General features: G+C 71.4%; 3 protein-coding genes. All 3 read right to left on the reverse strand.

Annotation, left to right across the window (positions count from 1 at the left end):
- Positions 1 to 1,955, reverse strand: a 1,955-nt coding sequence (locus ACFWVV_RS37660; protein WP_384359128.1) for a homocysteine S-methyltransferase family protein, incomplete at its 3' end; no start/stop codon positions are given.
- Positions 1,956 to 2,068: 113 nt separating this feature from the next.
- Complete coding sequence (locus ACFWVV_RS37665; RefSeq protein WP_384359124.1) at positions 2,069 to 3,070, reverse strand: carbohydrate kinase family protein; 1,002 nt, start codon at positions 3,068 to 3,070, stop codon at positions 2,069 to 2,071.
- A 352-nt stretch (positions 3,071 to 3,422) separates the two neighbouring features.
- On the reverse strand, positions 3,423 to 3,551 hold a 129-nt coding region (locus tag ACFWVV_RS37670), incomplete at its 5' end, for a methionine adenosyltransferase domain-containing protein (protein ID WP_384359126.1).

Genomic DNA, 3,551 nt, shown 5'->3' on the forward strand with positions numbered 1-3,551 from the left:
TCGGCCTCCAGGCCGTTCTTCTCGCCGTCGATGATGCGGCGCTGGAGGCGCTCGTCGAGCGGAAGGGCCATCAGCTCCTCGGCGCGGCCCGCCTTGAGCGACTTGGTGTTGACGCCCTCGAAGAGGGCCATCAGCTTCTGGAGCGGGTCGTAGCCCTCCGCGCGCCGGTCGTAGATCAGGTCCAAGGCCGTACGGACCTGCTCCTCCTCGAAGCGTGCGATCGGCAGGATCTTCGACGCGTGCACGATGGCGGAGTCCAGCCCCGCCTTCACGCACTCGTGGAGGAAGACCGAGTTCAACAGCACCCGGGCGGCGGGGTTGAGGCCGAAGGAGATGTTGGACAGGCCGAGCGTGGTCTGCACGTCGGGGTGGCGCTTCTTGAGCTCGCGGATCGACTCGATGGTGGCGATGCCGTCGCCCCGGGACTCCTCCTGGCCGGTGCAGATGGTGAAGGTGAGGGTGTCGATGAGGATGTCCGACTCGTGGACCCCCCAGTTGCCGGTCAGGTCGGCGATGAGGCGCTCGGCGATGGCGACCTTGTGCTCGACGGTACGGGCCTGGCCCTCCTCGTCGATGGTCAGCGCGATGAGCGCGGCGCCGTGCTCCCTGGCGAGAGCGGTCACCTTGGCGAAGCGGGACTCGGGCCCGTCGCCGTCCTCGTAGTTCACCGAGTTGATGACCGCGCGCCCGCCCAGCTTCTCCAGCCCCGCTTGCAGGACCGGCAGTTCGGTGGAGTCAAGGACGAGGGGCAGGGTGGAGGCGGTGGCGAAGCGGCCGGCCAGCTCCGCCATGTCGGCGACGCCGTCGCGGCCCACGTAGTCCACACAGAGGTCGACCATGTGGGCGCCCTCACGGATCTGGTCGCGGACCATCTCCACGCAGTCGTCCCAGCGGGCCTCCAGCATGGCCTCGCGGAACTTCTTCGACCCGTTGGCGTTCGTCCGCTCGCCGATGGCCATGTACGCGGTGTCCTGGCGGAACTGCACCGCCTGGTACAGCGAGGACGCCCCGGCCTCCGGCCGCGGCTCCCGCTTCGAGGGCATCAACTCCCTTACGCGCGCCACGACTTGGCGCAGGTGTTCCGGTGTCGTACCGCAGCAGCCGCCGACCAGTGAGAGACCGTACTCGCGCACGAAGTTCTCCTGTGCGTCCGCCAGCTCGGCGGGCGACAGCGGGTAGTGCGCGCCGTCCTTGGTGAGGACGGGCAGCCCGGCGTTCGGCATGCAGGACAGCTGGATCCGGGCGTGCCGGGCCAGGTGGCGCAGGTGCTCGGTCATCTCGGCGGGGCCGGTCGCGCAGTTCAGCCCGATCATGTCGATGCCGAGGGGCTCCAGCGAGGTCAGCGCCGCGCCGATCTCGGACCCCAGGAGCATGGTGCCCGTCGTCTCGACCGTCACCGAGCAGATGAGCGGGACCGTCAGGCCCAGTGCTTCCATGGCCCTGCGGGCACCGACGAGGGAGGACTTGGTCTGCAGGAGGTCCTGGGTGGTCTCGACGAGGAGCGCGTCGGCACCGCCGGTGAGCAGGCCCTCCGCGTTGATCTGGTACGCGTCGCGGAGGGTCGCGTAGTCGATGTGCCCGAGCGTGGGCAGCTTGGTGCCCGGGCCCATGGAGCCGAGCACCCAGCGCTGCCGGCCGTCCCCGGCGGTGAAGTCGTCGGCGGCCCCGCGGGCGATCCGGGCCCCTGCCTCGGCCAGCTCGAAGTTCCGCTCGACGATCTCGTACTCGGCGAGGGCGGCGTGGTTGGTGCCGAAGGTGTTGGTCTCGACGCAGTCCACGCCCGCCGCGAAGTACTCCTGGTGAACGTTGCGGACGATGTCGGGGCGGGTGACGTTGAGGATCTCGTTGCAGCCCTCCAGCTGCTGGAAGTCCTCCAGGGTGGGGTCCTGTGCCTGGAGCATCGTCCCCATGGCCCCGTCGGCGACGACCACCCGGGTGGCGAACGCCTCGCGCAGGGCTCCGGCGCGGGCCCGGGCGGCTGCCTGGCTGTCGGTGGAGCCGGTGGTGGAGCCGGTGCTGGAGTCGGCGGTACGGCTGTGGGTGTCGGCGGTACGGCTGTCGGTGTCGCTCACGACCGGTCTCCCTGGAGGTCCAGTACGGGTGCCAGCTGCTGTGCCGCACCGGGTCCGTAGGCCGCTTCGACGGTGGCCAGGAGCACGTCGGGCCCGGCTTCGTACGACTGGGAGCCCACCGCCCGGAGCGCCAGGGCGGCCATCGCGCAGCCCAGCCGGGCAGCCGGCTCCAGAGCCGCTCCCCTGCTCACCGCGGCGAGGAATCCTGCGCGGAAGGCGTCGCCGACCCCGGTCGGGTCCTCGGCGGGGACGTCGGGGACGGCACCGACGGTGACCGTGGTGGTTTCTGCGCCGTCCTGCCGGTCGATGCGCACGCCCCGGGCGCCGAGGGTGGTCACCCAGGTGCCGACCCGGGCGAGCACCTCCTCGGTGCTCCACCCGGTGCGCTCGCGCAGCAGGGCGGACTCGTACTCGTTGGTGAACAGCCAGCGCGCCCCCTCGACCAGGGAGCGCACCTCCTGCCCGTCGAGCCGCGCGAGCTGCTGGGAGGGGTCGGCGGCGAAGGGGATGCCCAGCTCCCGGCACTGCCCGGTGTGCCGGAGCATCGCGTCGGGGTCGTTGGGCGAAATGAGCACCAGGTCCAACGGGCCGCAGCGGACGGCAAGTTCGCACAGGTCGATGGCCGATGCCTCCGCCATGGCTCCGGCGTAGAACGAGGCGATCTGGTTGGCGTCCTGGTCGGTCATGCACATGAAGCGGGCGGTCTGGTGGGCCCCGGAGACGTGGACACCACCGGTGTCCACGCCGTGCTCCTTGAGCCAGACCTCGTAGTCGGCGAAGTCGGGGCCGACCGCCCCGGCGAGCAGGGGGCTGAGACCCAGCGACCCGAGCCCGTAGGCGATGTTGGCCGCCACGCCTCCGCGCCGTACCTCCAGGGTGTCGACGAGGAAGGACAGCGAGAGGTGTGCCAGCTGGTCGGGGAGCAGCTGGTCGACGAACCGGCCCGGAAAGGCCATGAGGTGATCCGTGGCGACGGATCCTGTCACCGCTATGCGCACTGGGGTCTCCTGCGGACTTGTCTTCTCGGGCCGGGCCGGGCCGGGCCGGTGCCGGGGCGGGGGCGGGGTGTGCGGGGATGTCTCGGGAGGTGCAGAGGTACCTGCGGGCGGTTCAGTGGATCTACGTACTCACCGGTTCCACGTACGGAACCGGTGTGCGTACGCAGGGGCTGTGCACGCGGGGAACCACGTACTCGCCGGCCTGCGCACGCACGGACCGCCTGCGCACCGGGCCGACTGCGCACGGGCCCGCGGTACGCACGGGCCCCGTACGCACGGGCCGCATGCGCACGGACGACGTGTGCACGGGCCGCGTGCACGGGCGGGAGTGCAGGCCGGGCGTGCGCACCGCTCAGCGGGCGGCGGCGGCCTTGAGCGCCTCGGCCCGGTCGGTGCGCTCCCAGGTGAAGTCGGGCAGCTCGCGGCCGAAGTGGCCGTAGGCGGCGGTCTGGGCGTAGATCGGGCGCAGCAGGTCGAGGTC

Source organism: Streptomyces sp. NPDC058663, assembly GCF_042716745.1.
Classification (GTDB): Bacteria; Actinomycetota; Actinomycetes; order Streptomycetales; family Streptomycetaceae; genus Streptomyces.